The 25,784-nt window shown below is 70.7% G+C and carries 19 protein-coding genes and 1 pseudogene; 10 read left to right on the top strand and 10 right to left on the bottom strand.

Annotated features, from left to right (window positions below):
- The first annotated feature begins 31 nt into the window (after positions 1–31).
- On the top strand, positions 32–1,555 hold the full coding sequence (locus ACFYMO_RS12235) for a glycosyltransferase 87 family protein (RefSeq protein ID WP_366772632.1): 1,524 nt from the start codon (positions 32–34) through the stop codon (positions 1,553–1,555).
- A 135-nt stretch (positions 1,556–1,690) separates the two neighbouring features.
- Positions 1,691–3,022: an MFS transporter gene (locus ACFYMO_RS12230; RefSeq protein ID WP_388545940.1), complete on the top strand. Its 1,332-nt coding sequence runs from the start codon at positions 1,691–1,693 to the stop codon at positions 3,020–3,022.
- Here ACFYMO_RS12230 and ACFYMO_RS12225 read toward each other — a convergent pair.
- Positions 2,991–4,487 (bottom strand): CCA tRNA nucleotidyltransferase, encoded by a 1,497-nt coding sequence (locus ACFYMO_RS12225; protein WP_388545937.1) that lies wholly within the window; start codon positions 4,485–4,487, stop codon positions 2,991–2,993. The two genes, ACFYMO_RS12230 and ACFYMO_RS12225, sit on opposite strands and share 32 nt — an antisense overlap.
- Before the next feature lie 356 nt (positions 4,488–4,843).
- Between ACFYMO_RS12225 and ACFYMO_RS12220 the strand changes: the two genes are divergently transcribed.
- The 7 genes from ACFYMO_RS12220 (at position 4,844) to trxA (ending at position 15,825) form a co-directional block, all read left to right on the top strand.
- Complete coding sequence (locus tag ACFYMO_RS12220) at positions 4,844–7,327, top strand: DUF6049 family protein (RefSeq protein WP_388545935.1); 2,484 nt, start codon at positions 4,844–4,846, stop codon at positions 7,325–7,327.
- Between the two features lie 38 nt (positions 7,328–7,365).
- Entirely contained in the window at positions 7,366–9,831 is a 2,466-nt protein-coding gene (gene murJ, locus ACFYMO_RS12215; RefSeq protein WP_366772629.1) for a murein biosynthesis integral membrane protein MurJ, read from the top strand.
- A 132-nt stretch (positions 9,832–9,963) separates the two neighbouring features.
- Positions 9,964–12,174: a hypothetical protein gene (locus tag ACFYMO_RS12210; protein WP_388545932.1), complete on the top strand. Its 2,211-nt coding sequence runs from the start codon at positions 9,964–9,966 to the stop codon at positions 12,172–12,174.
- 56 nt (positions 12,175–12,230) lie between these two features.
- Positions 12,231–13,037: an RNA polymerase sigma factor SigM gene (gene sigM, locus ACFYMO_RS12205; RefSeq protein WP_366772627.1), complete on the top strand. Its 807-nt coding sequence runs from the start codon at positions 12,231–12,233 to the stop codon at positions 13,035–13,037.
- Positions 13,034–14,320, top strand: a complete 1,287-nt coding sequence (locus ACFYMO_RS12200; protein ID WP_388545929.1) for a hypothetical protein — start codon at positions 13,034–13,036, stop codon at positions 14,318–14,320. Before sigM ends, ACFYMO_RS12200 begins: the two co-directional genes overlap by 4 nt.
- A gap of 105 nt (positions 14,321–14,425) precedes the next feature.
- Complete coding sequence (gene trxB, locus ACFYMO_RS12195; protein ID WP_366772625.1) at positions 14,426–15,412, top strand: thioredoxin-disulfide reductase; 987 nt, start codon at positions 14,426–14,428, stop codon at positions 15,410–15,412.
- 83 nt (positions 15,413–15,495) lie between these two features.
- Positions 15,496–15,825: a thioredoxin gene (gene trxA, locus ACFYMO_RS12190; RefSeq protein WP_366772624.1), complete on the top strand. Its 330-nt coding sequence runs from the start codon at positions 15,496–15,498 to the stop codon at positions 15,823–15,825.
- A gap of 101 nt (positions 15,826–15,926) precedes the next feature.
- On the opposite strand, the gene ACFYMO_RS12185 is transcribed toward trxA, so the two are convergent.
- From ACFYMO_RS12185 to rpmH, 9 genes and pseudogenes are all read right to left on the bottom strand, one after another.
- A complete protein-coding gene (locus ACFYMO_RS12185) occupies positions 15,927–16,547 on the bottom strand; it encodes a GNAT family N-acetyltransferase (RefSeq protein ID WP_366772623.1) in 621 nt (206 codons plus the stop codon).
- A 225-nt stretch (positions 16,548–16,772) separates the two neighbouring features.
- Complete coding sequence (locus ACFYMO_RS12180) at positions 16,773–17,927, bottom strand: ParB/RepB/Spo0J family partition protein (RefSeq protein ID WP_366772622.1); 1,155 nt, start codon at positions 17,925–17,927, stop codon at positions 16,773–16,775.
- Positions 17,924–19,033, bottom strand: a complete 1,110-nt coding sequence (locus tag ACFYMO_RS12175; protein WP_078534239.1) for a ParA family protein — start codon at positions 19,031–19,033, stop codon at positions 17,924–17,926. Before ACFYMO_RS12175 ends, ACFYMO_RS12180 begins: the two co-directional genes overlap by 4 nt.
- A 306-nt stretch (positions 19,034–19,339) precedes the next feature.
- Positions 19,340–20,104 (bottom strand): 16S rRNA (guanine(527)-N(7))-methyltransferase RsmG, encoded by a 765-nt coding sequence (gene rsmG, locus ACFYMO_RS12170; protein WP_019356748.1) that lies wholly within the window; start codon positions 20,102–20,104, stop codon positions 19,340–19,342.
- A complete protein-coding gene (locus tag ACFYMO_RS12165) occupies positions 20,101–20,613 on the bottom strand; it encodes a protein jag (protein ID WP_388545923.1) in 513 nt (170 codons plus the stop codon). Before ACFYMO_RS12165 ends, rsmG begins: the two co-directional genes overlap by 4 nt.
- 20 nt (positions 20,614–20,633) lie before the next feature.
- Positions 20,634–21,794: a membrane protein insertase YidC gene (yidC, locus tag ACFYMO_RS12160; protein ID WP_388545921.1), complete on the bottom strand. Its 1,161-nt coding sequence runs from the start codon at positions 21,792–21,794 to the stop codon at positions 20,634–20,636.
- A 3-nt stretch (positions 21,795–21,797) separates the two neighbouring features.
- The gene (gene yidD, locus ACFYMO_RS12155) at positions 21,798–22,088 is read right to left on the bottom strand and encodes a membrane protein insertion efficiency factor YidD (RefSeq protein WP_019356751.1); all 291 of its coding nucleotides are present in this window, start codon (positions 22,086–22,088) and stop codon (positions 21,798–21,800) included.
- A gap of 71 nt (positions 22,089–22,159) precedes the next feature.
- Positions 22,160–22,516 (bottom strand): annotated as a pseudogene (rnpA, locus tag ACFYMO_RS12150) (ribonuclease P protein component); the annotation flags it as partial.
- A gap of 24 nt (positions 22,517–22,540) precedes the next feature.
- A complete protein-coding gene (gene rpmH / locus ACFYMO_RS12145; protein ID WP_016906158.1) occupies positions 22,541–22,678 on the bottom strand; it encodes a 50S ribosomal protein L34 in 138 nt (45 codons plus the stop codon).
- Between the two features lie 465 nt (positions 22,679–23,143).
- Between rpmH and dnaA the strand changes: the two genes are divergently transcribed.
- Positions 23,144–25,204 (top strand): chromosomal replication initiator protein DnaA, encoded by a 2,061-nt coding sequence (dnaA, locus tag ACFYMO_RS12140; RefSeq protein ID WP_388545917.1) that lies wholly within the window; start codon positions 23,144–23,146, stop codon positions 25,202–25,204.
- Positions 25,205–25,784: the final 580 nt, after the last annotated feature.

The raw sequence follows: 25,784 nt of genomic DNA, 5'->3' as shown, positions 1-25,784 counted from the left end.
TCCGGTATCCGGGGTGCGGCAGGATGACCCCATGACGAGCGCCCCCACCGCACGGAACCCCGCTCCGCGATCCGGCCGCCCCTCCGCCGCGCCGCCCGTCGTACGCCCCACGGACCACGACGAGGTGGCGACCGCCGCGAGCGAAGTGGCCGGCGGTCCCGCCGGGCGGCGCGCCCTGAGCGGAACCGGCTGGTGGACACCGATCCGCACCGTGGTGGCCCTCGCCCTGGCCATGTACACGCTCGGCCTGCTGCAGAAGGTCCCGTGCCTGGACGGGGGCTGGTTCTCCGGGCAGACCGCACAGTACGTGCACGCCTGCTACTCCGACATCCCGCACCTCTACCACGGCCGGGGCTTCGCGGACGGCTTCCTGCCCTACCTCGACCGCATTCCGGACCGGATCTCCGGCGGCATGGACTATCTGGAGTACCCCGTGCTCACCGGGGTCTTCATGTACATCGCGGCCAAGCTCACGGTGGGCGGGGACTCGCTCCAGCAGGAGGAGCAGCTCTACTGGGTGGTCAACGCCGGGATGCTGATGGTCTGCGCCGCGATCCTGATCGTCTGCGTGGTCCGCACCCACCGCAACCGCCCCTGGGACGGCATGCTCGTCGCGCTCGCCCCCGCGCTGGCACTGACCGCGACCATCAACTGGGATCTGCTGGCCGTGTCGATGACAGCCGCCGGGATGCTGCTGTGGTCCCGCTCGCGCCCGCTGGCGGCAGGCGTGCTGATCGGGCTGGCGACCGCGGCGAAGCTCTACCCCGCGCTGCTGCTCGGTCCGCTGCTGCTGCTGTGCTGGCGGGCCGGACGCTGGGGCGCCTTCGGCCGGGCGGTGGGTGGCGCGGCCGCCTCGTGGGCGGTGGTGAACGTGCCGGTGATGCTGCTCTCCTGGGAGGGCTGGTCGAAGTTCTACCGATTCAGCCAAGAGCGCCCGGTGGACTTCGGCTCGCTGTGGCTGATCCTCCAGCAGCGGACCGGGCGCACATTCGACGACGCCAACATCTACGCCACCCTCCTGATGGCCCTGGGCTGTGCGGGCATCGCCGCCCTCGCACTGTGCGCGCCCCGCCGCCCTCGTTTCGCCCAACTCGCCTTCCTGGTGGTCGCGTTGTTCGTGCTCACCAACAAGGTCTACTCACCGCAGTACGTGCTGTGGTTGATCCCGCTGGCCGCCCTCGCCCGCCCCAAGTGGCGGGACTTCCTCATCTGGCAGAGCTGCGAGGCGCTCTATTTCCTGGGGATCTGGATGTACCTGGCCTACAACGGCTCCGACAAACACCAGGGCCTGCCCGAGGACGGCTACCAACTCGTCATCGCCGCACATCTGCTCGGCACCGCCTATCTGTGCACGATGGTGGTGCGCGACACGCTGCGCCCCGAACAGGACCCGGTCCGCCGGGACGACGGCTCCGACGACCCGGGCGGCGGGGTCCTGGACCGGGCACCCGATGCGTTCTCTCTGACCTCGCTCACCCGCCCGCAGGTGCTCCAGCGCTCCGCGGTGCCGGTGGCGCGGGCGGCGGTGCACTGGGGCACGACGCTGCGGGAGTGAGCAGGCCGGTCCTTGGGGCCCGGCACGGGCCGCGGCAGGGCCGTAGCGGAGTCAGAACAGGGCGGGCAGTGGGGTCGGTAGCGTCGTTTCACGTGAAACCGACGTGGTCGGTCCGGACTGTGTGAGGCTGTCCCCATGTCCGTCGCCCGCGATCTCCGCACCCTGCTCCATTTTCCGGACTTCCGGAAGCTGCTGACGGTACGGCTGCTCTCCCAGTCGGCCGACGGCATCTACCAGATCGCGCTGGCGGCCTATGTCGTCTTCTCCCCCGAGAAGGAGACCTCCCCTGCCGCCATCGCCTCCGCGCTGGCGGTGCTGCTGCTGCCGTACTCCTTGCTCGGGCCGTTCGCGGGGGTGCTGCTGGATCGCTGGCAGCGCAGGCAGGTGCTCTTCTTCGGCAACCTGCTGCGCACCGCACTGGCGACCGTCACGGCGGCGCTGGTGTTCGGTGCCGTCCCCGAGTGGCTTGTCTTTCTGTCCGCGCTCACCGTCACGGCCGTCAATCGGTTCGTCCTCGCCGGGCTGTCCGCCGCCCTGCCGCGCGTGGTGGACGGCGAGCGCCTCGTAGTGGCCAACTCCCTCTCCCCGACCGCGGGGACGCTCGCAGCGACGTTGGGCGGCGGCGTCGCGTTCGTGGTCCGCTTCCTCGCCCCCGGCGCCGGACGGGACGCGGACGCCCTGGTCCTGCTGACGGCTGCCGCGGTGTATCTGCTGGCCGGCCTCGCCTCGCTGCGGATGGGCAAGGAACAGCTCGGTCCCGACCCCGCCGAGGTACAACCCCGCATCCTCGCTGCCGTCGCCAGCACCGCGCGGGGGCTCCTCGCGGGGCTGGTTCACCTCGGTGGGCGCCCCGCCGCCGTGTACGCGCTGACGGCCTCGGCGGTGATGCGCTTCTGCTACGGCGCGCTGACGGTCACGGTGCTGATGCTGGCCCGGTACGCATGGAACGGAAGCGGCGACACCGACGGTGGGCTCCCGCTGCTGGGGATCGCGCTCGGTCTCTCCGGGCTCGGGTTCTTCATCGCCGCCGTCGTCACACCCTCGGCGGTGCCCCGGTTCGGCATCTTCGGCTGGATGGCGCTGTGCGCGGGTGCCGGGGCCGTGTTGGAACCGGCCCTGGGACTTTCCTTCCGTCCCGTGCCGATACTGCTCGCCGCGTTCGTGCTGGGGCTGGTGACCCAGGCCGGGAAGATCGCCACGGACACCGCTGTCCAGACCTCCGTGGACGACGCCTTCCGCGGCCGGATCTTCTCCCTCTACGACATGCTCTACAACGTGTCCTACGTCGGCGCGGCCGGAGTCGCCGCGGCGATGCTTCCGCAGGACGGCCGGTCCGCGGTCATCGTCGTCGGAGTGGCCGTGCTGTACGCGCTCCTCGCCGCCGCGCTCTTCCGCGTTTCACGTGAAACAACGCTGCGCGGCGGGGCGGACCGGGTCAGCCCTCCTGCTGGGCCCACCACTTCCTGAGCTCCGCGACAGCGGCGTCGTACCCCAGCGGCCCATGCTCCAGCCGCAGCTCCAGCAGATGCTTGTACGCCCGCCCCACCACCGGCCCCGGGGGCACATCCAACTCCCGCATGATCTCGTTGCCGTCGAGATCGGGCCGGATGGCGTCCAGCTCCTCCTGCTCCTGGAGCCGGGCGATGCGCTCCTCCAAGCCGTCGTAGGCGCGGGAGAGCGCCTGCGCCTTCCGCTTGTTGCGGGTGGTGCAGTCGGAGCGGGTCAGCTTGTGCAGCCGGCTCAGCAGCGGCCCGGCGTCCCGCACATAGCGACGCACCGCGGAGTCCGTCCACTCCCCCGTGCCGTACCCGTGGAAGCGCAGATGGAGCTCGACCAGCCGGGAGACCTCCTTGATCATCTCGCTCGGGTACTTGAGCGCGGCCATCCGCTTCTTCGTCATCTTGGCGCCCACCACCTCGTGGTGGTGGAAGGAAACCCGTCCGTCCTTCTCGAACCGCCGCGTCCTCGGCTTGCCGATGTCATGCAGCAGCGCCGCCAGCCGCAGCGTCAGATCGGGGCCGTCCTCCTCCAGGTCGATCGCCTGGGCCAGCACCGTCAGCGAGTGCTCGTAGACGTCCTTGTGCCGGTGGTGCTCATCACGCTCCAGTCGCAGCGCGGGGAGCTCCGGCAGCACCCGGTCGGCCAGCCCGGTCTCCACCAGCAACCGCAGCCCCTTGCGCGGCTGCGGGGAGAGCAGCAGCTTGTTCAGCTCGTCCCGGACCCGCTCCGCCGAGACGATCCCGATCCGGTCGGCCATCTCCTTCATGGCGGCCACGACCTCCGGAGCGATCTCGAAATCGAGCTGCGCGGCGAACCGGGCGGCCCGCATCATCCGCAGCGGATCGTCCGAGAAGGACGCCTCAGGAGTGCCCGGTGTGCGCAGCCGGCGGGTGGCCAGATCCTCCAGCCCGTCGTGCGGGTCGACGAACTGCTTCTCCGGCAGCGCGACCGCCATCGCGTTCACCGTGAAGTCACGCCGGACCAGGTCCTCCTCGATGGTCTCGCCATAGGAGACCTCGGGCTTGCGGGAGGTGCGGTCGTAGACCTCCGACCGATACGTCGTCACTTCCAGGACAAAGTCGGATTTCTTGATCCCAACGGTGCCGAAGGCGATGCCCACGTCCCACACCGCGTCCGCCCACGGCCGCACGAGCGCGAGCACGTCCTCGGGCCGGGCGTCCGTGGTGAAGTCGAGATCGTTACCGAGCCGCCCCAGCAGTGCGTCACGTACCGAGCCGCCGACCAGAGCGAGCCGGAATCCGGCCTCCTGGAAGCGGCGCGCTAGCTCGTCCGCCACCGGCGAGACCCGCAGCAGTTCACTCACGGCGCGCCGCTGCACCGCACTGAGCTGCTCGGCCGCCGGACGGTCCGCTGCGGACATCGCGGGCACGACGGTGGGCTGGTCCTGGCTGTCACTCTTGGCGTTCGGCACAACAGCACAGGTTACGTTGCCGCCCCGCGCAGAGGCGCCCCCGTTCCCGGCAACCACCCGGGACCCGCGGCACCGGCCTGGGTGATCATGTGGTGGACGGCGCGGCACTTCCACCCTGCGGGCATCGTTACCATCAGGGATCCGGAACGGGACGCCGGCGCCCCGGAACGGGACGTCGGCGATCCCGCCGTACCCTCCGCGGCCGGAGCACCGGCACCGGGCACCGGCACACCGAGCGCCGAGCATCAAACACAGACAGCAGGCACCAGGCACCAGGCACCAGGCACCAGGCACCAGAACGACACAGCACATTCGACACACACGTCGACGCAGCAATCGAGACGACAGACGACGGGATGGACGAGCGCGTGGCCGAGGCGGCTGAGAGTCAGGCTCCCCCTGGCCCGGAGGGGACGAACCGCTGGAGGCGCCGGGCCGCGGCGCTCCTCATGGCCGCACTCCCCGTCCTGGCCGGAGTGCTCCCCGCAACAGCGCCGACGGCCGCCGCCGCGCCCGCAGCGTCCTCCGGGAACGCGGCGGCGACAGCGCCCTCGGCCCGCAGCGGCACCGGCTCCCGCAGCGCGCAGATCTCCCTCGACGAGGTCACGCCGTCCATCCCCGAGAAGGGCGACACGCTCACGCTGAGCGGTACCGTCACCAACACCAGCAAGACGACGCTGACCGATCTGCGGCTCGTCCCCCGGATCGGCCCCACGCTCACCTCGCGCAGCGCCATCCAGCAGGCAGCACGGCGCAAGGGCTACCTCTCGGGGGCCGACGGCACCGAGGTCGCCGGCGACCACGGCGCGCGGCTCAGCGGCCTCGCCTCCGGCGTCACCCGGCCCTTCACCCTCAAGGTGCCCGTCGACGACCTCCACCTGAGCAGCAGCGGTGTCCATCAGCTCGCCGTCTCCCTCACCGGGCAGACCCGCAACCGGCCCTACGCCCAGATCCTCGGTATCGGCCGCACCTTCCTGCCCTGGCAGGCGGAGGCGCCCGAGAACCGGACCCGGCTCACCTACCTCTGGCCGCTGATCTCCACCCCGCACGTCACGGCACGCACCCAGTCCGACGAGCAGCAGACCCCGGTCTTCGAGGACGACTCGCTCGCCGAGGAGCTGGCACCCGGCGGCCGCCTCCAGCAGATGCTGGAACTCGGCAAGGACCTCGACGTCACCTGGGTCATCGACCCCGATCTGCTGGCGAGCGTCGACATGATGGCCGGGCGCTACCGGGTGCAGAAGCCGGGCGGCAAGCCGGACGAGACCGTCGCGGGGAAGAATCAGGCGTACGCCAAGCGCTGGCTGGCCGAGCTCCAGCAGGCGGTCGAGGGCAAGGAAGTCGTCGCCCTCCCGTTCGCCGACCCGGACCTGGCCTCGCTCGCCCACCGCGGCACCAGGGTCCGCGGCGCCCTCAGCTCCCTGGGCCAGGCCACCACGCTGGCCAGGAGGACCGTGCAGGTGGTGCTCCACGTGAAACCGAGCACGGACTTCGCCTGGCCCTACCAGGGCGCCGTCGACTCCTCCATCGTGGACGTCGCCACCTCGGCGGGCGCGCACCACGTCATCGCCCGCAGCGACAGCGTCCGCGAGAAGGGGCTCTCCTACAGCCCCACCGCGGCCCGCCCGATCGGCAGCGGCAACACCGCGCTGGTCGCCGACGCGCTGCTCTCCACCGCGTTCGAGGGCGACATGTCGCGGGCGGGGAACTCCTCGCTCGCCGTCCAGCGGTTCGCCGCGCAGTCCCTCGCGCTGGCCCGGCAGGTGCCCTCCCGCAGCCGCAGCGTCGTCGTCGCCCCGCAACGCAGGCCCAGCGTGTCCCAGGCACAGGCGATGGCGGACGGCATCAAGGCGCTCGGGCGCAGCAGCTGGACGGAGACCAGCAGCCTGGCGGACGCCGCCGAGGCCAAGCCCGACCCCAACGCCCGGCGCCGGATGCCCGCGCCGTCCTCCTACCCCTCCTCGTTGCGGAAGAGCGAGCTGCCCACCGCCGCCTTCGAGCAGGTGCGGAAGACCAAGGACGGGCTGGAGGACTTCAAGCGGATCCTCAGCCAGGCCGACCGCGTCATGCCGCCGTTCACCACGGCGATAGACCGCGAGGTCTCCAACGCCTGGCGCGGCGAGGCCCGCGCCGGCCAGCGCTACCGCGACTCCGTGGAGAAGTACCTGCTGGAGCTGCGCGGCGCGGTCAAGCTCATCAAGAAGTCGGACATCACCCTCTCCGGCCGCGAGGCCACCATCCCGGTGACCGTCCAGAACAACCTCGCGCAGGGGGTCGACGGGCTCGTCCTGGAGCTGCGCTCCAGCCGGGTGGGGCTGGACGTGGGCGACGCCAAGCGGGTCAAGGTCGACGGGGAGCACACCCAGTCCCTCAAGTTCGACACCAGCGCCAAGAACAACGGCCGCGCCTACGTCTACGCACAGCTCTACACGGAGGACGGTGAGCGCTACGGCAAGGTGATGAAGTTCCAGGTCAATGTGACCTCCATCACCTCGACCGTGCTGCTGGTGATCGCGGGCGGCGTGCTGCTGATCGTGCTCGCGGGCATCCGGATGTACACCCAGCGCAAGCGCTCCGGCCCGGCCCCCGACCCGGACGCCCCGCTGGAGCAGCCGGACGGCGACGGCGAGGACGACGAGACCGGCGAGGAAGGCGACGGCGAGGACGGCGACGCGGACGACGGCAATGGTCCTCGCGACGACGGGGAAGCCGACCCCGAGGGCTCTCCCGAGGACCGTGCCGAGGGGACGGACCCAGCCGAGCGGGACGGCAGTGACGGAGACGACACCGAACGGGAAAGCGACAACCCCCCGGCGACGGGTGAGAAAGTGGACCGTTGACTCATCCGGGCGAGCAGGGGCAGGGGTAGGTAGCGACGATGAACGCGCCGTATGGCGGTGACCGGGGCCGGAACCCCGGTGACGGCTCTGGCCGGCCGGAAGACGCGTACGCACAGGACTCGTACGGGCCCGACCCGCACGATGAGCGCGACCCCTCGGCCCACGATCCGCACTCGTGGCCCTCCCCCGGACCGCAGCCCGAAGCTCCGCGCTCAGCCCAGGACCAGCCGCGCTCCCCCCGGAGCCGGCCGTATCAGGAGGAGCAGCCGTACCCGAGCCGGCCGTATCCCGGCCAGGCCCAGCAGGGACCGGGACATCCGGGTCAGGCGCCCCCGGGCCAGGTCCGGCCTGGGCCGGGACATCCGGGTCAGGCCCAGCAGAGCAAGCCGCCGCAGAGCCAGGCGTACCAGGGCCCGGGACCGGCCCAGCACCCGCTCCAGGCCCCGGGCACGGCCCACCGGCCACCGGCCCCGTCCACACCCCCCTCCTCGCCCCCGTCTCCGTCCGCACAGCAGAGCGACGCCTTCGCGCACCTCTACCGCGACCAGGGACAGGCACCGCCGCAGCAGACCGCACCCCCCGCGGAACCGCCCCCGGGGTACGGCCCGCCCGCCGACCGGAGACAGCCGCCCGGCTCAGCGCCGTGGCAGAACCGCTCGCCGGAGCACGACCCGGGCCGGGACCAGGCGCGGTCCGCCGGGTTCCACCCGGAACCCACGCAGCCACCGCAGCCCTACCCGCCCGAGCCGGGGGCGCCCGGTGCCGCCGAGGAGCCGTCCGCGCAGACGGTCGATCTCGGCACCGTCGTGCCCAAGGGAGCCCCGCCCGGCGAAGAGGGCTCGGCCCAGGCCGCGCCGCCCGCCTCCGGCGGCGGCGGAGGGCTCCTCAAGTCCAGCGCGATCATGGCCGCGGGCACGATGGTCTCCCGGCTCACCGGGTTCGTGCGCTCCGCGATGATCGTTGCCGCGCTCGGCGCCTCGGCCCTCGGTGACAGCTATCAGCTCGCCATCACGCTGCCGACCATGATCTATGTGCTGACCGTCGGCGGAGGCCTCAACTCCGTCTTCGTGCCGCAGTTGGTCCGCGCCATGAAGGAGGACGGCGACGGCGGCGAGGCGTATGCGAACCGGCTGCTGACGCTGGTCGCGGTGCTCCTCGGGGCGCTGGCCGTGGCCTCGGTGTTCGCGGCGCCCGTCCTGGTGCGGCTGATGTCGGTGAAGCTGGCCGACAACCCCGCGGCCAACGAGGTCACCGTGACCTTCGTGCGCTACTGCCTGCCCTCGATCTTCTTCATGGGTATCCATGTGGTGATGGGGCAGATCCTCAACGCGCGGGGCCGCTTCGGCGCGATGATGTGGACGCCGGTCCTGAACAACATCGTCATCATCGCCACCATCAGCATGTTCCTGTGGGTGTACGGCACCGCCGACACCTCCGATCTGACGGTCAGCACCATTCCGCCCGAGGGCGCCCGGCTGCTCGGGGTCGGCACGCTGCTGGGCCTGGTCGTGCAGGCGCTGGCGATGATCCCGTACCTCCGGGCCGCGGGCTTCCGCATCCGCCCCCGCTTCGACTGGCGCGGCCACGGCCTGGGCAAGGCCGCCAAACTGGCCAAGTGGACGATCCTTTTCGTGCTCGCCAACCAGGCAGGCGTCCTGGTCGTCTCGCAGCTCTCCACCTGGGCGGGCACCACGGCGGCCCAGAGCGGCCACTCCGGCACCGGCTACATCGCCTACTCCAACGCGCAGCTGATCTGGAACATGCCGCAGGCGATCATCACCGTCTCCGTGATGGCCGCGCTGCTGCCCCGCCTCTCCCGTTCGGCCGCCGACGGCGACAGCGGAGCCGTGCGGGACGACATCTCGCAGGGCCTGCGCAACTCCGCCGTCGCCATCGTCCCGATCGCCTTCGGCTTCGTGGCGCTCGGCATCCCGATGTGCACGATGATCTACGGCGCGGCCGGCGTGGACGCGGCCCGCTCCATGGGATACATGCTGATGGCCTTCGGCCTCGGGCTGATCCCCTTCTCCGTGCAGTACGTCGTCCTGCGTGCCTTCTACGCCTACGAGGACACCCGCACCCCGTTCTTCAACACGGTGATAGTGGCCGCCGTCAACGCCGCCGCCTCCGCACTGTGCTTCCTGCTGCTGCCCTCGCGCTGGGCGGTCGTGGGCATGGCCGCCTCCTACGGGCTCGCCTACATCATCGGTGTCGGCGTCGCCTGGCGCCGGCTCAGCCGCCGGCTGGGCGGCGACCTCGACGGGCGGCACGTGGTCCGTACCTACACCCGGCTCGCCGGGGCCAGCGTCCCGGCCACGCTCGCCGCCGGGGCCGCGGCCTGGGGCGTCACCCACGCACTGGGCAGCGGCACGCTCGGTTCGATCGCCGCTCTGCTGGGCGGAGGGATCGTTTTGGGCGCGGTTTTCGTCCTAGCGGCGAAGCGCATGCGCATCGAGGAGATGACGGCGATGCTCGGGATGGTGCGCGCCAGACTCGGCCGATGAAAAGCGAGTGGGAAACCGGCGTATACAACCATCATTCGCCCCCGCGTGTCGTGCATAGCGGCGAGGTGTAGGCACAATGTTTTTGGCCGTTTCCAGAAAACGGCCACCACGGATGGGGAGGCAGGAACGACGGTGGCGGAACGGAGCACAGCCGCTGTCGGCGTGGCCGAGACCAGTGGTGCGCATGACGCACCACTGACCGCCCAGCAGGACGGGGCCACGGGCGACGGTGCGACGGACGCGACGAACGGATACAGCCGCAACACCGGGACCTCGGACCACGACGAGTCCCCGGCCCACTCCACCGACACCGCACCGCTGACGGGTACGCGCGGTGCCACTCGCCCCGCCGCCTCCCCCGAAGGGAGCAGTGGGAACCAGCCGAACTCCGCTGGGGAGGAACCGGCCCCCAGCAACCGCGCCGACGCCGACGACGCCGCCGGAGCTCGCGGTGGTGACACCTCCGCGGCCGCTCCTGAGCGCGCCACCGACACTCAGGCCCGGGCCGAGGCCGGTCCCGACGCCGACGCGGCCTCCGACGCCGGCACCGAGACCGGGGCCGGAACGGCTTCCGGCTCCGGTGACGACAGCGCCACGGACGGCGCCGCCGCGGACGCCGGGAGTGCCGAGGAGAAGGACGCGGGACAGCACGCGGGGCAGCAGAGGCCCCGGAAGAAGGCCAAGGACCGCAAGGAGCCCAGAGCCGACCGACGGCAGCCCGAGGCTCCTGCCGGAGAGCAGCTCGGAGCAGCCTCCGATCCGGCCGACGGATCCGCGAAGCCCGCGCCCGCCGAGATGCGCGTCCCCGAACTGCACAGTGGCCACAAGCTGGCCCGGCGGTACCGGCTGGAGGAGTGCGTCACCCGGCTCGACGGGTTCAGCAGCTGGCGCGCGGTCGACGAGAAGCTCCGCCGTGCCGTCGGCGTGCACGTGCTGCCCGTCGGCCACGCCCGGGCCCGCCAGGTCCTCGCCGCGGCCCGCTCGGCGGCCCTGCTCGGCGACCCCCGGTTCGTGCAGGTCCTCGACGCGGTCGAGGAGGGCGAGCTGGTCTACGTCGTCCACGAGTGGCTGCCCGACGCGGTCCCGCTCAGCGAGCTGCTCGCCGCCGGGCCCCTGGAGCCCCACGAGGCGTATCAGCTCGTCAACCAGCTCGCCCAGGCGCTGGCCGCGGCGCACCGCGAGGGCCTCGCACATCTGCGGCTGACGCCCTCCTGTGTGCTGCGGACCGGCATGGGCCAGTACCGCATCCGCGGGCTCGCGGTGAACGCGGCGCTGCGCGGTGTCACGAGCGAGCACCCGCAACGCGACGACACGGAGGCGATCGGCGCCCTGCTGTACGCAGCGCTCACCCAGCGCTGGCCGTACGAGGAGGGTGCGCACGGACTGCCGGGCACCGGCTCGCTGGACATCGGGGCGCTCGTGGCCCCCGAGCAGCTCCGGGCCGGCGTCCACCGCGGTCTGTCCACACTGGCCATGCGCGCCCTGGTGAACGACGGCGCGACGGCCTCCCGGCAGGAGCAGCCCTGCACCAACCCGGACGAGCTGTGCAAGGCCGTCGCCTCGCTGCCCCGCATCCGCCCGCCGGAGCAGGCGTTCACCACCCCGCCGCCGTACCAGCGCACTGCCTACCAGCAGGGCAGCTTCGCGGCGCCCGGCGTTCCCGGCGGCGCTGCTCCCGGCAGCCCGGCCGCGGTGGCGGGTGCCGAGCCCCCGGCGCCGCCCACGCTGCCCGGGCGCACCGGCAAGGCCCTCAAATGGGGGGTCTCCGCGCTCCTGATCGCCGCCCTCGGTCTGGGGAGCTGGCAGATCGCCGACGCGCTACTCAAGGGCGAACCGGTCAAGGAGAAGCCCACCAAACCGGTGGAGGGCGAGGACAAGCCGGTGCAGACCGGCAAGCCCATCAAGATCCAAGAGGTGCAGGACTTCGACCCGGAGAGCTCGGACGGACGCGAGAAGCCCGAGCGGGCCGGCGACGCGGTGGACGGCGATCCCGGCACCTACTGGCTCACGGACAAGTACCTGGGCCACCCCACCTTCGGCAATCTGAAGTCCGGCGCCGGCCTCATCCTCGACCTGGGAACCACCCGGCAGGTCAGCCAGCTGAAGGTGGACTTCATCGGGAAGACCTCGGCGAGCTTCCTGGCCGCTCCGAAGAGCGTCACCAACACACCTTCCTCACTGGGCAGTTTCAGCAAGGTCACCAACGGCTCCGGGGAACACCTCACCCTGAAGGCCAAGAAGCCCATCAAGACCCGCTATGTGCTGCTGTGGCTCACCAAGCTCCCGGCCACCGACGGAGGCGACTACCGTGGTCGCGTCACGGAGGTTCAGGTCCTCAGCTGAGGCCGCGGGCGCCGTCTCCGGGCATACGGACGCGGCAGGGTGAGGGGAGGGGCCGCATGGCGAGCGAGGAGGCTCCCGGCGGAACGGCCGAGCCGGACGACAAAGAGCTGCTCGCCCGTCATGTCGCGGGGGACTCCGAGGCGTTCGGCGAACTCGTCCGACGGCACCGGGACCGCCTGTGGGCCGTGGCCCTGCGCACCCTCGGGGACCGCGAGGAGGCCGCCGACGCCGTGCAGGACGCGCTCATCTCCGCCTATCGGGCCGCACACAACTTCCGGGGGCAGTCCGCCGTCACCACCTGGCTGCACCGCATCACGGTCAACGCCTGCCTGGACCGCGTCCGGAAGGCGGCCTCCCGCCGGGCCACGCTCACCGACGACACCGAGCGGATGGATCAGCTCCTGGAGCCCCAGGAGTCCGCTGCCGCGCCCGTGGAGCGCCAGGAGACACATCGCCAGCTCGTCTCCGCACTCTCCGAGCTGCCGGTGGACCAGCGGGCGGCGCTGGTACTGGTGGACATGCAGGGATACCCCGTCGCCGAGGCCGCAGAGGTGCTCGATGTGGCGGTGGGCACCGTCAAGAGCCGCTGCGCCCGCGGCCGGGCCCGGCTGCTCCCTCTCGTCTCGCATCTGCGCAGGGGCGGCAGTGACGGAGTCAGCGGCGGGGACCGCGACAGCGGTTCCGAGGACGCGGCCGGTGCCGGAGGGAACCCTCCGCCGGGAGCATCCGTCCCAGCACCGAGAGCCGCGCCGCGCAAGGCACCGCGGAAGGCGGCCCAGCAGCCGCCACCGCGGACGGCTCCGCACACCACCCAGCAGGACACCACAGGCTCCGGGGCCGGGAAAGGAGGGGGACAGACATGACATCCACTCCTTCTCCGCACGACGAGCACCCGGAGATCGACGAGATCTCCGCGCTCAGCGAGGGAATCGTGCCCGTGGCGCGCCGGGCGGAACTCCGCGCGCACCTGGTCACCTGCGAGCTCTGCGCGGACGTGTCCGCCTCGCTGGAGGAGATCCGGGAGAGGCTCGGCACCCTGTCGGGCTCGGCGCGGATGCCCGAGGATGTGGCAAGCCGGATCGACCGGGCACTGGCAGCGGAGGCGACTCCGGTGGCCGGCGCACCGGGAGAGGCGGAGTCCGTTGCGGACACGGATACCGCCGACGCCGCCCGGGACGAGACGGATGCCGGTCGAGCAGCCGCTCGCGGCATCTCTTCCGACGGTGCCGGTACCGGCGCCCACGCCGATGACAGCGACAGCGACAGCGACAGCGACAGCGACAGCGACAGCGACAGCGGTGACGGTGTGGCGGTGCAGGAGCGTTCCGTTTCACGTGAAACGACTGCGGGGTCTCTTGAGTACCCTTCGGGAGCGGACGGGCACCCGGTTTCACGTGAAACCCAGCGCAGCCGTCACTCCGGGAATGCGGCGGGAGGCCGACCTCCGGGACATGCCGCGGGTTCCACAGGCTCCAGGGGAGCGGACCGTGGGGCCACCTCCCCCGGGCCGGGCAGGCGGAAAGGCGTCCGAGGCGCTCGACATCGGCGGCGCACGATCGTGCTGGTCGCGGCGGCGTCCATGGCCGTCCTCACACTGGGCGGCATCACCCTCCGCGCGCTCTCCGACCCGGCTCCCACCGAGGTGACCTCGAATACGGCGAAGTCGACCACGGGCAAACGGGCACCGCAGGCGCCGTCCAGTCCGACGGTCTCCGCCGACACCGACGCCGGGGGCAGCAGCGACGATCAGCAGCTGCGCAAGCGCGTCCAAGGGCTGCTTTCCGACAAGAGCTCGCCCCCACCGACCCGCGAGGTGCCGGACAGCCCCACGCCCCCCAGTGACACTCCCACGGTCGATGTCGAGCAGAGTCCCAGCAGCGACGGGAACACTCTCCGCGACGACGTGCTCGGCGACGGGCCGACCGTGCCGTCCTGCATCCGCGACAGTCTCCACCGCACGGAGAGCCCGCTGGCCGTGGACTCCGAGGCCACCTTCCAGAACCACTCCGGGTACCTGGTCATCCTGCCCCACCAGGGCGGTGATCCGAAGCTGGTCGATGCCTATGTCGTCGACCCTGCCTGTGTGAACGCCGACCCGTCCCGCCCCGGCAAGATCCTGTTCAAGGGCACCTACCCGCGCGGGTGACCCGCGGACGAGGGCAGGGGAATGTCTGCCCCGTAGGATCCGTTGGACGGGGTGCAAGCCTCGGCAGAAGTACCCGGAAGCAGTCGGCAGACAAGGAAGACTCCCGTGAGCGACGTCCGCAACGTCATCATCATCGGCTCGGGCCCGGCCGGATACACGGCAGCGCTCTACACCGCCCGCGCGTCGCTGAAGCCGTTGGTGTTCGAAGGCTCCGTCACCGCAGGCGGAGCGCTGATGAACACCACCGATGTCGAGAACTTCCCCGGGTTCCAGGAAGGCATCATGGGCCCGGAACTCATGGACAACATGCGCGCCCAGGCCGAGCGCTTCGGGGCCGAACTGGTGCCGGACGACATCTCCGCGGTCGACCTCTCCGGCCCGGTGAAGAGCGTCACGGACTCCAACGGCACCGTGCACCGCGGCCGGACCGTGATCGTGGCCACCGGCTCGCAGCACCGCACGCTGGGCCTGCCGCTGGAAGAGGAGCTCTCCGGCCGCGGCGTCTCCTACTGCGCCACCTGCGACGGCTTCTTCTTCCGCGAGCAGCACATCGCCGTGGTGGGCGGCGGTGACACCGCCATGGAGGAGGCCACGTTCCTTTCCCGCTTCGCGGCCTCGGTGACCGTGGTGCACCGCCGGGACACGCTGCGCGCCTCCAAGGCCATGCAGGAGCGGGCCTTCGCCGACCCGAAGATTTCCTTCGCCTGGGACAGCGAGGTCGCCGAGATCCACAGCAAGGACGGCAAGCTGTCCGGCCTCACACTGCGCGACACACAGAACGGTGAGACCCGCGAGCTGGACGCGACCGGACTGTTCGTCGCCATCGGCCACGACCCGCGAGTGGACCTGTTCAAGGACACTCTCACCCTGGACGAGGACGGCTACCTCAAGGTGGACGCGCCCTCGACCCGAACCAACCTCCCCGGGGTCTTCGCAGCCGGCGACGTGGTGGACCACACCTACCGGCAGGCGATCACCGCAGCGGGCACCGGCTGCTCCGCGGCGCTGGACGCCGAGCGCTACCTGGCGGCGCTCACGGACGTGGACGCCGAGGAAACCCCCGAGCCGGAGAAGACCGCGGCAACCGTCTGACCCACACAGCCCGCGGGGGACCGCTACCGGTCCCCCGCCCAGCTCCCCACCCCCGCAGTCAACAGAGAATGAGGAGAAGCACCATGGCCGGTGCCACCGTGACCGCGACCGACGCCGACTTCGAGGACGTCGTCCTGAAGAGCGACAAGCCTGTACTGGTCGACTTCTGGGCGGCGTGGTGCGGACCGTGCCGTCAGATCGCCCCTTCGCTGGAGGCCATCGCCGCCGAGAACGCCGACAAGCTGACGGTCGTCAAGCTCAACATCGATGAGAACCCGGGCGTCGCCGCCAAGTACGGCATCATGTCGATCCCGACCATGAACGTCTACCAGGGCGGCGAGGTCGTGAAGACCATCGTCGGCGCCAAGCCGAAGGGCGCCATCGAGAAGGACCTCGCCGATTTCATCGGCTGAGGATCCCTACCTCACTGAGGGCGCCGTTTCACGTGAAACGGCGCCCTCAGTCGTCTCGACGTCTCAGAGTGGCCGCAGGACCTCAGAGCGGCCGCAGGACCTCAGAGCGGCCGCAGGGCCGGCTCCTTGCTGTGCACCTTCCCCAGCAGTTGGTCCAGCGCCCGCTCCATGTCGTGCCGCCAGGAAACCGTGGAGCGCAGCTCCAGCCGCAGTCGGGGGTAGTGGGGGTGCGGGCGGACGGTCTTGAAGCCGACCGAGAGCAGATGCTCCGCCGGGAACATACAGGCCGGTTCCGTCCACTGGGCATCGCCGAACGCCTCTATCGCCTTGAACCCCCGCCGCAGCAGATCCTTCGCCACCGTCTGCACGATCACCCGGCCGATGCCCTGTCCCCGGAACTCCGGGAGCAGATAGGCGGTCATCAACTGCACCGCGTCCGGGGCGACGGGACTGGTGGGGAAGGCGAAGGAGCGCGGTACATACGCGGGCGGCGCGTAGAGCACATACCCCACCGCGACCTCGTCCACATAGACGACCCGACCGCAGGAGCCCCATTCCAGCAGGACCGAGGAGATCCAGGCTTCCTTCTCCAGATCGGGCCGCCCCGACCTCTGTGCCTCCTCTCCGCTGACCGGATCCAACTCCCAGAAGACGCAGCCTCGGCAGCGGTTGGGCAGATCCGGGAGGTTGTCCAGCGTGAGGGGAACGAGCTGTCGTCCCATGGCACACATCGTATCCGGAGGGCAGCCGCACGACCGCCGGATTCCGCCCCGTCCCCAACGCACCGCTGAGCCAGCACCACAACGGCGCTACGGCGATGCTCCTACGGCGCCGGGGAGGGGCGGCACCGCGATGGCACCGCGACGACGACACGAGGGCGGCACGACAGCAGTGGAAAGGCCCGGGCGACAGCGCCCGGGCCTTTCCACTGCGAGGTAGGCGATTGCCTACGAAGAGACCGCTTCCTCGTCGCTGTCGTCCTCGGCGAGCTTCTGCTCCAGCACCCGACCTTCACCGGGAGCGAGCTGGCCCAGAATCCGCTCCAGGTCGTCCATGGAGGCGAACTCGACGACGATCTTTCCCTTCTTCTGGCCCAGGTCGACCTTCACCCGGGTCTCGAAGCGGTCCGAGAGCCGCCCCGCCAGATGGTCCAGCGCAGGGGAGACCCGGGCGCCGGCCCGGGGCCCCTTGGGCTTGGCGCTCTTGGGCTTGCCGCCCATCAGCGTGACGATCTCCTCCACCGCCCGCACCGAGAGCCCCTCGGCCACGATCCGGTGAGCGAGCTTGTCCTGCTCCTCTCCGTCCTCCACGGACAGCAGCGCCCGTGCATGCCCGGCGGACAGCACCCCGGCTGCCACCCGTCGCTGCACCCCCGGAGAGAGCCGCAGCAGCCGCAGAGTGTTGGACACCTGCGGCCGGGAACGGCCGATCCGGTCGGCCAGTTCGTCGTGGGTGCAGTTGAAGTCCCGCAGCAGCTGGTCGTAGGCGGCTGCCTCTTCCAGCGGATTGAGCTGTGCTCGGTGCAGGTTCTCCAGCAGTGCGTCGAGGAGGAGCTTCTCGTCCTCGGTGGCGCGGACGATGGCCGGGATCCGCTCCAGCCCCGCTTCGCGGCAGGCCCGCCAGCGGCGCTCACCCATGATGAGCTCGAAGCTGCCGGGTGTGAGCTCCCGGACGACGACCGGCTGGAGAAGACCGACTTCCTTGATGGAGGTGACGAGTTCGGACAGTGCGTCCTCGTCGAAGACCTCACGAGGCTGGCGCGGGTTCGGAGTGATGGCGTCGAGGGGCACCTCCGCGAAGAACGCGCCTCCCGCGTCCTCGGAGGCGCCCTGCGCGGGAACGGCGGAGGCAGTTTCACGTGAAACGGCGTCGTCCGCCGCCTCTTCCTCCTGGTCCCGCTGCGAGAGTTCCGCGACCTTGGCCGCCGCCACACCCCGCACCCCCTGCTCCGGGGCCAGCACGGGAACGGCGGTGGGGGAGGTGGACCCTCCACTCATGTTCGGACGCTGCTCACCCTCTGCGTCAGCAGCGTCCGGCCCGGTCGGAGCCGCCGGGATCAGTGCGCCGAGCCCCCGCCCCAGACCCCTACGTCGCTCGCTCACTGAGTCCCCTCCGCCATGCTGCCGTGCTGCTGCGCCTGTAGTTGCTGTGCTTGAAGCTGCTGAGCCTGCTGTGCCTGCTCAACATGCGGATCCCGCAGCGCGATTTCCCGCGCCGCCTCCAGGTAGGAGAGCGACCCACTGGAACCCGGATCGTATGTCAGAACCGTCTGCCCGTAGCTGGGGGCCTCCGAAATGCGCACCGACCGCGGAATGTTGGTCCGCAGGACCTCCTTGCCGAAGTGACCGCGCACCTCCTCCGCCACCTGGGACGCCAGCCGGGTACGGCCGTCGTACATGGTGAGGATGATGGTCGACACGTGCAGTTTCGGGTTCAGATGGCCCTTCACCAGCTCGACGTTCCGCAGCAGTTGGCCGAGGCCCTCCAGCGCGTAGTACTCGCACTGAATGGGGATCAGCACCTCGGCACCGGCCACGAGCGCGTTCACCGTCAGCAACCCGAGGGAGGGCGGGCAGTCGATGAGGATGTAGTCCAACGGCTGCTCGTACGCCTCGATGGCACGCTGAAGGCGACTCTCCCGCGCCACCAGCGACACGAGTTCGATCTCCGCACCGGCGAGATCGATGGTCGCTGGCGCGCAGAAGAGTCCCTCCACGTCCGGCACCGGCTGGACGACTTCCGAGAGCGGTTTGCTCTCCACCAGAACGTCGTAGATCGACGGCACCTCGGCGTGGTGGTCGACCCCCAGCGCCGTCGAGGCGTTGCCCTGCGGGTCGAGGTCGACCACGAGGACGCGGCCCCCGTGCAAGGCCAGCGAGGCCGCGAGGTTCACGGTCGTGGTGGTCTTGCCGACGCCGCCCTTCTGGTTGGCGACGACCATGATCCGCGTCTGGGCGGGCCGGGGCAGGCCCTCCCCGGCACGGTTCATCGCCTCGACCGCCTGCTGTGCCGCGCGGCCGATCGGGGTGTCGTCCATGGGCGGTGGCGTCTCACGTGCCGCATCACCGCGGGGTGCGACCGCGCTGGTATCCCCTGGCTCTGAACGGGGACCGGGGACCGGGTCGGCCATCGGTCCCGCGATGTTGGCGTCGGACCGCAACGGTTCACTCTCCTCAACATCAGGCTCGCTATGAGCAGAGCCTCCCATGCTTTCGGTCCGGTGAACCAGCGAGCCCCACTCAGTTGTGGATGAATCCACTTCCGAGCGGGGCTCAGGGGCGGTCTGGCTGCGTCCGCCGGCGGCGGCGCGGCCTCGGTTGATGATTCCGTGCAACAGAGAGCGGCGTTTCACGTGAAACACGATGCACAGGCACCGCACCGTGTCCGCCGCGACACTCCGTTCCGCGGGGTCTTAAGCGTTTTTATGGAGTAACCGAATCAGCGTTTCAGCGCCCGACCGGACGACCAGCCGGCCCGACCAACAGATCGGCGGGGTCGGCCTGCCTCGTCCGGATCAGCGTCGCCGTCGGCCGCCCCGGGCAGAGCGGCCGTTCGCCCGGGCCGCCTTCTCGGCCTTGACCCGCCGTGCGGCGAAGCGCACCCCGCCGGGGCTCTCCCCGACTCTGGCGCGTACCACCGTCGAGGGCGGATCGATCAGCTCCTGGCCGATGTGCTCCACGGTCGTCTCCACGACCCCCAGCTTGTGCAACGCGTCCCGGGCTGTCCGCACCTCGTCCTCGGCGGTGTCGCCCTTGAGCGCCACCATCTCGCCGTACGGCCGCAGCAGCGGAACGCCCCAACCGGCCAGCCGGTCCAGCGGCGCCACCGCGCGGGCCGTCACCACGTGCACCGGCGTCAGCGTACCCAGCATCTCCTCGGCCCGCCCGCGCAGCACCGTCACATGATCGAGCCCGAGCAGCTCGACGACTTCCTGGAGGAACGTCGTGCGGCGCAGCAGCGGCTCCAGCAGCGTGATCTCCAGATCCGGCCGCACCAACGCCAGCGGAATGCCGGGCAGCCCGGCACCCGAGCCGACATCGCACACCGTGACACCCTCGGGCACCACCTCGGAGAGCACCACACAGTTCAGCAGGTGCCGCTCCCACAGCCGCGGCACCTCGCGCGGGCCGAGCAGCCCGCGCCGCACTCCGGCATCCGCCAGCAGTTCCGCGTACCGCTCCACCGTGCGGAGGCTGTCGCCGAACGCCCTGCGCGCCGCCTCGGGAGCGGGTGGCAGGCCCGGCTGCTCCTCCGGGGACTCCCCCGACTGCTGTGTCACGGGAGTACGACCACGCAGCGCTGCGGCTCCTCGCCCTCGGACTCGCTGCGCAGTCCGGCCGCCTTCACCGCGTCGTGCACGACCTTGCGCTCGAACGGCGTCATCGGGCGGAGCTTCACGGCCTCACCGCTGCTCTGGGCCTCCTGCGCCGCCTTCGCGCCCAGCTCCGCGAGCTCCTCGCGCTTCTGGGCCCGGAATCCGGCGATGTCCAGCATCAGCCGGCTGCGGTCGCCGGTCTCGCGGTGCACGGCGAGCCGGGTCAGCTCCTGGAGGGCCTCCAGGACCTCACCGTCCCGGCCCACCAGCTTCTGCAGGTCGCGGCCCGATCCCTCGCTGATCACCGACACCGCGGCGCGGTCGGCCTCGACGTCCATGTCGATGTCGCCGTCCAGGTCGGCGATGTCGAGCAGCCCCTCGAGGTAGTCGGCCGCGATCTCACCCTCCTGTTCCAGCCGGGTCAGGGTGTCGCTGTCGGCCTCGGTGCCTTCTGGCGCAGTCGTATCCGTCACGGCGGGGACTCCTTCGATGCTCACTTCTTGGAGGGGTGCTTGGGGCGCTGCGGGCCCTTGCGCTGGCCGGACTTCTTCTGGCCCGACTTCTGCTGCTGGCCTGCCGCCTTCGACCCGCCGCCCTGCTTCTGGCCGGACTTCTGCTGGCCGGACTGGCCGGACTGCTTCTCGTTCGTCTTCGGTCCGGTCTTCTGCATGGACGTGGCGGCCGAGGTGGACTCGTCCTTGTCCGTGCTCGTGGCGACCGCGCCGCCGCCCTGACGCTGCGACTTGCTCTGCCGCTTCGGCTGCTGCCGCCGGACCCGGGCGGCCTCGGCGGCCTCGCGCGCCTCGACCTCCTTGGGGTCCTCCTTGAGCTTGCCCTGGGCGCGCAGCTTCTCCTGGCGCTCGTTGAAGGCGCGGGAGCCGGGGGTCGGGTTGCGCTTGATCACGAACATCTGCTGGCCCATCGTCCACACGTTGGTGGTCAGCCAGTAGATGAGGACACCGACGGGGAAGTTGATACCGAAGACGGCGAACATGATGGGGAAGACGTACATCAGCATCTTCTGCTGCTGCATGAACGGCGTCTTCACCGTCAGGTCGACGTTCTTGGTCATCAGCTGGCGCTGCGTGTAGAACTGCGATGCCGACATCAGAACGATCATGATGACCGTGACCACGCGGACGTCGGCGAGGCTGGCGCCGAGCTGGCCCACCTTGTCGGCACTGTCCATGAACTTCGCGGCGATCGGGGCGCGGAAGATCTGGGCGTTCCGGGCGCTGTCGACCTGATCGATGCTGAGGACACCCACCGGCTTGTTGTCGGCGATGTGCTGGAGCACCCGGAAGAGGGCGATGAAGAACGGCGACTGCGCGAGGATCGGCAGGCAGCTGGAGAGCGGGTTGGTGCCCGTCTCCTTGTAGAGCTTCATCATCTCTTCGCTCTGGCGCTGCTTGTCGCTCTTGTAGCGCTCCTGGATCGCCTTCATCTTCGGCTGGAGCGCCTGCATGTTCCGCGTCGACTTGATCTGCTTGACGAAGAGCGGGATCAGGCAGATCCGGATCAGCACCACCAGGAAGAAGATGGACAGACCCCAGGCCCAGCCGCCGTCCGGGTCGAAGACCAGGCTGAACAGCGAATGGAACTGGACGATGATCCAGGAGACGGCTTTGTAGAGAGGACTCAGGATCGTGTCCACGAATCAGGCTCCTTGGGCGTTGGACTGGGTCCGGTGCTGCTGCCAGCGGGAGCGGATCCGCTGGTGCCATACCGGGTGCTTCCGGGCGGGGACATGGTCGACGCCACCGGGCGACCACGGATTGCAGCGCAGGATGCGCCAAGCCGTCAGGCCCGTTCCCTTCACGGCGCCATGACGGGCGATGGCCGTGTACCCGTAGTGGGAGCACGACGGGTAGTACCGGCACACCGGACCGAGCATCGGACTGATGGTCCACTGGTACAGCTTGATCAACCACAGCAGCGGGTACTTCACTGAGCTCTCCCTCCCGGTTCGCGTCCGGGATCCCGGGGGCTGTCCCCCGAGGCGGCAGAGCGGTGAGGGGGCCCGTTGAGCAGCTTCCGCAGCGCGGCATCCAGATCGCGGGCCAGTTCCACGTGGTCCGCGTCCGCCGCACCGGGTTGCGCCCGTACGACAACCAGGCTACCGGGGGGCAGCAGGGACAGCCGGTCTCGCAGCAGATGCCGCAGCCGTCGCTTCACACGGTTACGGATCACCGCGTTGCCGACGGCCTTGCTCACGACGAAACCCGCACGCGGCGGGGGAACCTCTCCCCCCGGCGCATGCGGGTCCGTTCGACTGCGTAGATGGACGACGAGAAGCGGGCGACCGGCCCTGCGTCCTCGGCGTACCGCGGCCGCGAAGTCCTCGCGCCGCCTCAGCCGGTTCTCGGTAGGCAGCACGTCATGGACCTGTGGTCGGGCTGCTCAGGCCGACAGGCGGGCGCGACCCTTGCTGCGGCGGTTCGCGACGATCGCGCGGCCGGCGCGGGTCCGCATGCGCAGCCGGAAGCCGTGGGTCTTCGCGCGGCGACGGTTGTTCGGCTGGAAGGTGCGCTTGCTCACTCGGGGGCTCCAGAGATGCTTGGTGTCCCACGCTCGCCGCAGGACTGGGTGCGGGGAGTCGACTGGCTGTCACCGTGCGCCCACGAGTAGCTCGCAACGCCCGAGTGTGCACCGCTTCATGATCGACCGGGAATCCCGTTTGATCTTGCCCATCGGAGGCAGGCGGCAGCAGCCGTCGACACTCGACCTGGTTACGGTACGCGTGTCCGCACCACCCGGTCAAACCGGGCCCGGCCACCCGCCCGACGGCCGCCCGGTGACGCATCGGTGGCGACTCGACTACTGCACTCGTGCACAGCCTGTGGACAACGACTTGAACGGGGCAGGTCCGCGTGACTACCGTGGCCGAACTTCCTTTCCTTCCCGACCGTCCCGAGAAACATGCATTCGTGGGACCGGGTCGGTCACCGGACGACCGTCACCCACCGAGTGACCCGTCACCCAGCGAGTGAGAGAGCGTGCCCCGTGGCTGACCTACCTGCCGATCTTGCCGCAGTGTGGCCACGGGTGCTGGAGCAGCTCCTGCGCGAGGGGCAGGGTGTCGAGGCGAAGGACCAGCGCTGGCTGCAGGACTGCCAGCCGCTCGTCCTGGTCTCCGGTACGGCTCTGCTCGGCGTACCGAACGAGTATGCGAAAGGGGTGCTGGAGGGCCGGCTCGCCCCGCTGATCACCGAGGCTCTCGGCCGCGAATGCCAGCAGCCCATCCGGCTGGCGATCACGGTGACAGGCCCGGCGCCCGAGGCCGCCCCGCCCGCTCCCGCCATCCCCGCGCCCACGCCGCCCCCGGAACAGCAGAACCCGCCCCCGCAGGCACAGCAGTCGCAGGCAACCCAGCAGGTACCGCAGCAGCAGGGCCAGGGCCCGGTGCAGCCGCAGGGGCAGGGGCAGGGGCAGGGGCAGGCCCCTGCGCAGCAGGAGCGGTACGGCCAGGAGCGCTACCCCGACGAGCGCTACGAGCAGTACGACCAGTACGACGGCCGGGATGTCCCCGGTGCCCGCTCCGCGTACCCCTCGGACTACGCCCGCAGCGCCCTCCCCTCCAGCGGCCCCGGATCGCCCACCGCCCCGCCCGCGTCCTGGCAGCAGCCGCGCGAGCCGTACCCGCCCCAGCGGCACCGCTCCTACGACCCGCAGCAGGGCTACGAGCGGCAGCAGTCCTACGACCAGCAGCCGTACGAGCAGCAGGGCACCGGCTACGACTCCTCCCAGGGCTACGAACGCGGCGGCGGCCAGGGCTATGAGCGCGGCGGTCAGGGCTACGACGGCGGTCCCGGCTACCAGGGCGGCCCGGCCGGGCAACGGAACCAGGGCTACGACCAGCAGTCGTTCGAGGGGTACGAGCCGCAGCACCAGCAGCGCCCCCGTCCCCAGGTGCCGCCCCAGGGCCGCCCCCCCGCGCCGCACTACGACAGTCCCGCACAGCTGCCGGCGCCCAGCGGAGCACCGGGGCCACTGGCCGCGCAGCCCGCGCCCGCCACCGGCCCCGGCGAGCCGACGGCGCGGCTGAACCCGAAGTACCTCTTCGACACCTTCGTGATCGGCGCCTCGAACCGGTTCGCACACGCGGCGGCCGTCGCCGTGGCGGAGGCACCGGCCAAGGCGTACAACCCGCTGTTCATCTACGGCGAGTCCGGGCTCGGCAAGACGCACCTGCTGCACGCGATCGGCCACTACGCGCGCAGCCTCTACCCCGGCACGCGGGTGCGCTATGTCAGCTCGGAGGAGTTCACCAACGAGTTCATCAATTCCATCCGGGACGGCAAGGCGGACGCCTTCCGCAAGCGCTACCGCGACATGGACATCCTGCTCGTCGACGACGTCCAGTTCCTGGCGGACAAGGAGTCGACGCAGGAGGAGTTCTTCCACACCTTCAACACCCTGCACAACGCCAACAAGCAGATCGTGCTCTCCAGCGACCGGCCGCCCAAGGCGCTGGAGACGCTCGAGGACCGGTTGCGCAACCGCTTCGAGTGGGGCCTGATCACCGACGTCCAGCCCCCCGAGCTGGAGACGCGGATCGCGATCCTCCGCAAGAAGGCGGTACAGGAGCAGCTGAACGCGCCACCCGAGGTGCTGGAGTTCATCGCGTCGCGCATCTCGCGCAACATCCGGGAGCTGGAGGGCGCCCTGATCCGGGTGACGGCCTTCGCCAGCCTCAACCGGCAGCCGGTCGACCTCGGGTTGACCGAGATCGTGCTGAAGGACCTGATCCCCGGCGGCGAGGACGCGACCCCGGAGATCACCGCACCCGCCATCATGGCCGCGACGGCGGACTACTTCGGGCTGACGGTGGACGACCTGTGCGGCTCTTCGCGCAGCCGGGTGCTGGTCACGGCGCGGCAGATCGCGATGTATCTGTGCCGGGAGCTGACCGACCTGTCGCTGCCGAAGATCGGCGGGCAGTTCGGCGGCCGCGACCACACCACGGTGATGCATGCGGATCGCAAGATCCGCGCGCTGATGGCCGAACGGCGCTCCATCTACAACCAGGTCACGGAGCTGACCAACCGCATCAAGAACGGCTGACGGCGGACTGCCGGCTGCCGGTTGCCGACGCCGCGGGGAGGCGGTAGCGGGCGGCCGCTGCCCCCTCTTCGCGGCGCCGACGGCGGCGTTCCCGGCACCCGCACCGCTCCGGCACCCGGCCTCCGAGACATGCCCGCGCCTCGGGAGCCGGCGGCAGGCCACGAGAGCCCCCAGCCCCCAGCCCCCAGCCCTCGGCCCTCGGCCCCGGCCGGCGCCTGCTCCCGCGCCCCGAGGCAGGACGAGGCACGGCGCGCGCCCCTCCAGCGACGATGTCCCGGGGTCTCCCACACACGGCGCGAGGCCTCCCACGGACGTCCCGTGCCCCCCTCCGCACTCCGCTCCGCAGCCGGCCCGCGGCCGGCCCGCAGCTGGGGACAACTCTCCGAAGGCTGCTCGCTGTTCGAATCGTGGCGTGCGAGGGGCTGGAATCCACAGCAGGGAGCGGTTTGCCGCTTCCACACCCTGGGGACTCTCTTCGTTGTCCCAAGGCCGTCCACAACCACCCCGTCATGGAGCCGGTTTGCCGAGGTCACTCGGCTGTGGACTTGTGGGCGCGCGCTGTCCACATGGTGTGGAGGGG

The organism is Streptomyces sp. NPDC007025, from assembly GCF_042869455.1.
Taxonomy (GTDB): domain Bacteria; phylum Actinomycetota; class Actinomycetes; order Streptomycetales; family Streptomycetaceae; genus Streptomyces.
This window is presented reverse-complemented; position numbering and strand designations above follow the sequence as displayed.